Source organism: Psychrobacter sp. Sarcosine-02u-2 (assembly GCF_002836335.1).
Classification (GTDB): Bacteria; Pseudomonadota; Gammaproteobacteria; order Pseudomonadales; family Moraxellaceae; genus Psychrobacter; species Psychrobacter faecalis.
In genome coordinates this window covers 1-4,695 of sequence record NZ_PJBX01000022.1, presented here as the reverse complement: position 1 = coordinate 4,695, position 4,695 = coordinate 1, and the positions used below count along the sequence as shown (strand labels likewise).

The window sequence follows — 4,695 nt, the reverse complement described above, 5'->3', positions numbered from 1 at the left end:
TATGAGACTCCGAGATAGGTAAGGTTTAGAAGTTAGAATTCAAGGATGGTAACGGAGGTGCGTTAATGTGCTGATTAGTCAACGATGGTATTAAGCGCCACAGCTGCTGATTTATTCGCTGGCAATAGTTTGATATTCCAACGTAAGGTACGGTATTCGGAAAAAGGGATTTTGACCATTTTGCCATCGACTTTACGCATAAGCGGTATCTCAGCGTAGTTTTTGCCATCGATACTAGCTTGAGCGCTAGCAGGAGATACCTCGCCAGTAAAAGTCATATTGGCTGGAATAGGTAAGGTCACTGCTAGATCGTTGATGTTTTCATTAATGGTATTGGTGTAGGTCGCTTTGTACTGAATAATGGTGCCAGTTGGAGCGGAACGGACTGGTAAATAGCTAATTTTACCCTCAGCATTTTTAACTACTTTATTCGCTGTCAGCTCCATTTTTAGAGCATCATCTGCATAAGCTGTGCTCAACAAAAATACAGAAGCTACGGTAGTCAATAAAGCATTACGTAAAGTATGAGATGCCTTCATGTAGTATTCCTTGTTATATTTAACTCTTTAAACAATCTATTGATATCAGGATAAAAGTGAGTTGTTACTGTTTGTTATTAAAGGATAGTATTGATAAATAAGATGTTTATTTGTCTATTGTTGTATTTTTACAAATAAATAACAAAGTATCAAGATGTAAGTGATGAATGGTACTTTTTAGTACTTGAACGGTAAAAACATTGTTTTATAGGGTAATCCCCCCACTAAATAAGAACACTTAGAAATAGAGATTAACTGCTAAAATATATCAGCAGGAGAATCCTATGAAAAAGACACGCTTTACTGACAACCAAATCGTTAATATCCTAAAACAAGCCGAACAAGGTGTCCCTATCACCGAGCTTTGCCGTGAGCATAATATCAGCCAAAGTACCTTTTATAACTGGCGCTCAAAGTATGGCGGCATGGATGCCTCTTTGATTGCGCGCTTAAAAGAACTTGAAATTGAAAATGCACGTCTTAAGAAGATGTATGCTGATGAATGTCTTAAATCCGATATCCTACAGGATGCCATGACAAAAAAGTGGTAGCGCCCCAAAGGCGCAGGAAAATGGCTTGTCATTACATTGAAGAGCATGGTATTAGCATACGTCGTGCTTGCCGTATCTTTAACATCAGCGTGACCTGCTATTACCATAAGTCAATGGCCACGGATGAGAACCAGCAGATCGCGGACTTACTCATCAAACTGACTGATGAGAATAAGAACTGGGGCTTTGGTTTATGCTTTTTAAGCCTGCGTAATGTCATGGGACTGCCGTACAACCACAAGCGGGTATATCGCATCTACTGTGAGCTTGAACTCAACCTTAGAATCAAGCCCAAGCGTCGCATTAAACGCGCTAAACCAATACCATTAGCAGTACCTGATAGGATAAACCAAAGCTGGAGCATGGACTTTATGCACGACGGCTTAAATGACGGTCGCAGCTTTAGACTGTTTAATGTGATTGATGATTACAACCGTGAAGCGCTCACCGTTGAGATTGACTTCTCACTACCAGCACAAAGGGTCATACGCACATTAGACCAGCTCATTGAATATCGAGGCAAACCTGTACAAATAAGATGCGATAATGGTCCTGAGTACATCAGCAATGTGCTCAAAGACTGGGCTGAGCAGCAAAGCATTAACTTAAGCTATATTGAACCTGGCAATCCACAGCAAAATGCCTATGTGGAGCGCTTTAACAGAACCATGAGATATGATTGGTTAAATCAGGAGCTGTTTGATAACTTAGAGCAAGTACGCACACAAGCAGAAAACTGGTTGGTGGTGTTCTAAAAAGTATGCTGGCGATAGAAGCCAATAAAAAATCTATGCTAAGTTCTCTGATTCTATAGGGCTTTCAAGGCTTCAAAAATTGTTCAAGTTTTAATCAGCATACTTTTTGACACACCACCAACTGGTTATATCATTATAATCATGAGCGCCCAAACATGGGCAATGGCGGTTTTACGCCCATACAGAAACTCAATCAAGCAGCTTAATTCTATTTGTTAGGTGTCTTAGGTTTGGGAGGGTTACCATAGGAATAATCTTATTAATATCCTAATTGCCAACATTAGTAATTTTTTAAATTTACTAAATTAGCAGGCTATTGTCGATTAAATTATACTTTTCAGCATGAATTTGGTTCATTACACCAAGTATTAGATTGAATAATCTATTATATGAGGTACAAAGATTGGTTCGGTTTTTACTCTACTGCGCTATTAGCGTAGAGTAAAAACCGATGAAAACTATAAATTGCTAAAAGGCGCAATTAGTTGGATATGGTTGAGCCATATTTAGTATTAAAATATAGCGTTGCCTGAGGCACGTTAGTGGAAGACTGTACGCCTAATAGGTTAAAAGGTTTAGAAGTAATTGTATCTTTAGGCAAGCTATTATTGTAGGGGTTGATAGACGCAGGGTTTCCTACGGGAAGTGGAAAATGAAAGGTAGACGCAACAGGTTCTGTTTGTAACGTATCTTTTATTTGTATATCCTCTAACTCAACATGACCACGATTATAAGCGGTAACCCGATAGGCTATACATTTACCAGGAATGACGTTATTTGCGGCCTGTTCACCAAAGCCAATTTCGAGATCATCGGCGTTGCCGACATTGGTAGGATAGGTAAAGTTTTCATCGCAATTATGGATATGCTGCGATTTAATCAGTACAAGAGCAGTGTTATAAGGTTCTACTTCACCAAAATTAAGATTTGCATAGTTGTAAACCCCAGGCACTAATGTGCTTTCTCTCGTATTAGTAGTAGTATCTACACTATATTTCCAACTTTGAGGCTCTTCTTCTACCAAACAAATCTTTGTAAGATTGTTGCCAGTGCCATCAACTAGTTTATTGCCAGAAACAGTGATGCTATATTTACCTATATCACTGCCTGAGCTTAAAACGTCGACAGATTTGTTATCTAACGTTCTACCGTCACAGTCTGTTAGTTTTACTCGAAGTCCATTTTCGTATATTCCCAGCTCACCAGCATCTAACTGACCATTAAAGTATTGCTTATTATCGGTAAATAAAGTAGAAATATTTTGCCTGTTGGCTTCGCTCGCCGCAATACCACCATTATCATTAAAGACCGTACCCGAAAATGTATAGCTCGCCGGATTGTTAGTGATAGTGCAGGTAATCTCATCGCCATAGGTAGCATTTGCCAAAGTAAATGAGCGAGTTTTAGCAGCGGCATCGTAAGTCATGGAAGTAGTAGGCATTACTGTGGTGCTGCCTGTTGTAGCATTGCTACAGATATAGGTAGCATTATAATTGGCGATATCGCCTACTGTTGTTCCATTCATCACACGTTCAGTAATTGTATAGCTTTTATTTTCTTCTAATTCTAATACCGCACTAGTACTTTTATTGATAGCAGAACCTTTACCAGTTGTGATGAAACTGTTGGTCGCTATTGAATTACCCGTAACTTTTATCTCGAACTGGTCACGCTTAGCATCAGTATCGTTGATCCGGTTACCGTTTAGTGTCTTTTTTACCACAAGTTTTGGCGGTGCTAGGCAGAAATAGAAGTCGGAGTAGCCGACCAAATGATTACCACTTGACGAGGATGTACTAGCACCAGTAAAGGTATTGCCATGGGTAATGGTAAAAGGTGTCAATGATGGCTTATAACCCCAATCTATATTGAAGTTACATAGGTTAGAGGTACTAGAGGTATTACAATTTTGCCATGGTATGCCAGTTATGGTTTTGTCGCCATCAGACAACACATGGTTAGAGCTTTTAAAATTACTAAAAACGCCGCCCAAAGTTGTTATTGTTAGACTTTCAATGTATTTACTGCTCTGGTTTGAATCGACATCTTGAACTACAAAACCATATTTTGATACAGGTCTATCTATGGTAGCAGTCAATTGATGGTTTACATCCAGTTTTTGGCTAGTATGAAACATATTAATCGAGTTTTTTGTTGCTGTGTCATTTGCAGATTCATACTTTGGATAACCAGTAAGTATGTTTTTCACAATAGGAAAGGATAGTATGAATTTAATTCCACCAATAGTATAAATATTACTTGTTCCGCTCGTCCAACTGAGCTTTTGCGTTTTTATAGGGGTGTATTTTGGTGGGTTTTCGCCGATATAATACATTTGATGTCCGCTTGGACAACTAGCAGGTGCGCTAGTTGAGCCACTATCAAATATAGAAGTCACCTTATTAATATCATTAGCTGTTTTGGTTGTAGCTGTTGATTTAAGTGTAGCTGTAGCAATATTTTGTACAGTAGAACCTGAAGATGCTGTAACGAGTGTAGGAACACTAATACTATAGCTTTTACCTACGGGTATAGATGAGATGTTAAACCCTGTAGAGCCTTCTAATGAGGCGATAGTTGGTACAGCATTAGCAGTACAGATATTATTAGCGTCTGTACTATCACAAATAATGTTAGATTGCTTACTAAGGCCTGAAACAGCAGGATCTTTGAGTACTATGTTTTTTAAAGGAACGTCACCAGTATTGGTCACGGTAATTACGTAGTCAGTGATATTATTAGTGCCAATACTAGGGTGTGTTGACATATATAGAATAATTGATAATCATAGTGTTATGACTAGATTAACCCTAAGTGATGCCCAGTGGGCAAAGATAGCACCGTATTGTT

Annotated in this window: 3 protein-coding genes; 1 reads left to right on the top strand and 2 read right to left on the bottom strand. The window is 38.7% G+C overall.

Features of this window, described 5'->3' with window-relative positions; genetic code table 11:
• Window positions 1-74: 74 nt before the first annotated feature.
• Window positions 75-539 carry a hypothetical protein gene (locus CXF58_RS00860; RefSeq protein WP_102076285.1) on the bottom strand — a complete coding sequence of 155 codons (465 nt, stop codon included), beginning with the start codon at window positions 537-539 and terminating at the stop codon, window positions 75-77.
• 284 nt (window positions 540-823) lie between these two features.
• On the opposite strand from CXF58_RS00860, the gene CXF58_RS00855 reads away from it, so the two are divergent.
• A protein-coding gene (locus CXF58_RS00855) for an IS3 family transposase (protein ID WP_228706499.1) occupies window positions 824-1,845 on the top strand; the annotation gives its coding sequence in 2 pieces (ribosomal slippage) (window positions 824-1,076 and window positions 1,076-1,845; 1,023 coding nt in all).
• Between the two features lie 481 nt (window positions 1,846-2,326).
• Here CXF58_RS00855 and CXF58_RS00850 read toward each other — a convergent pair.
• Window positions 2,327-4,612 (bottom strand): hypothetical protein, encoded by a 2,286-nt coding sequence (locus tag CXF58_RS00850; protein WP_102076284.1) that lies wholly within the window; start codon window positions 4,610-4,612, stop codon window positions 2,327-2,329.
• Between the last annotated feature and the right edge of the window lie 83 nt (window positions 4,613-4,695).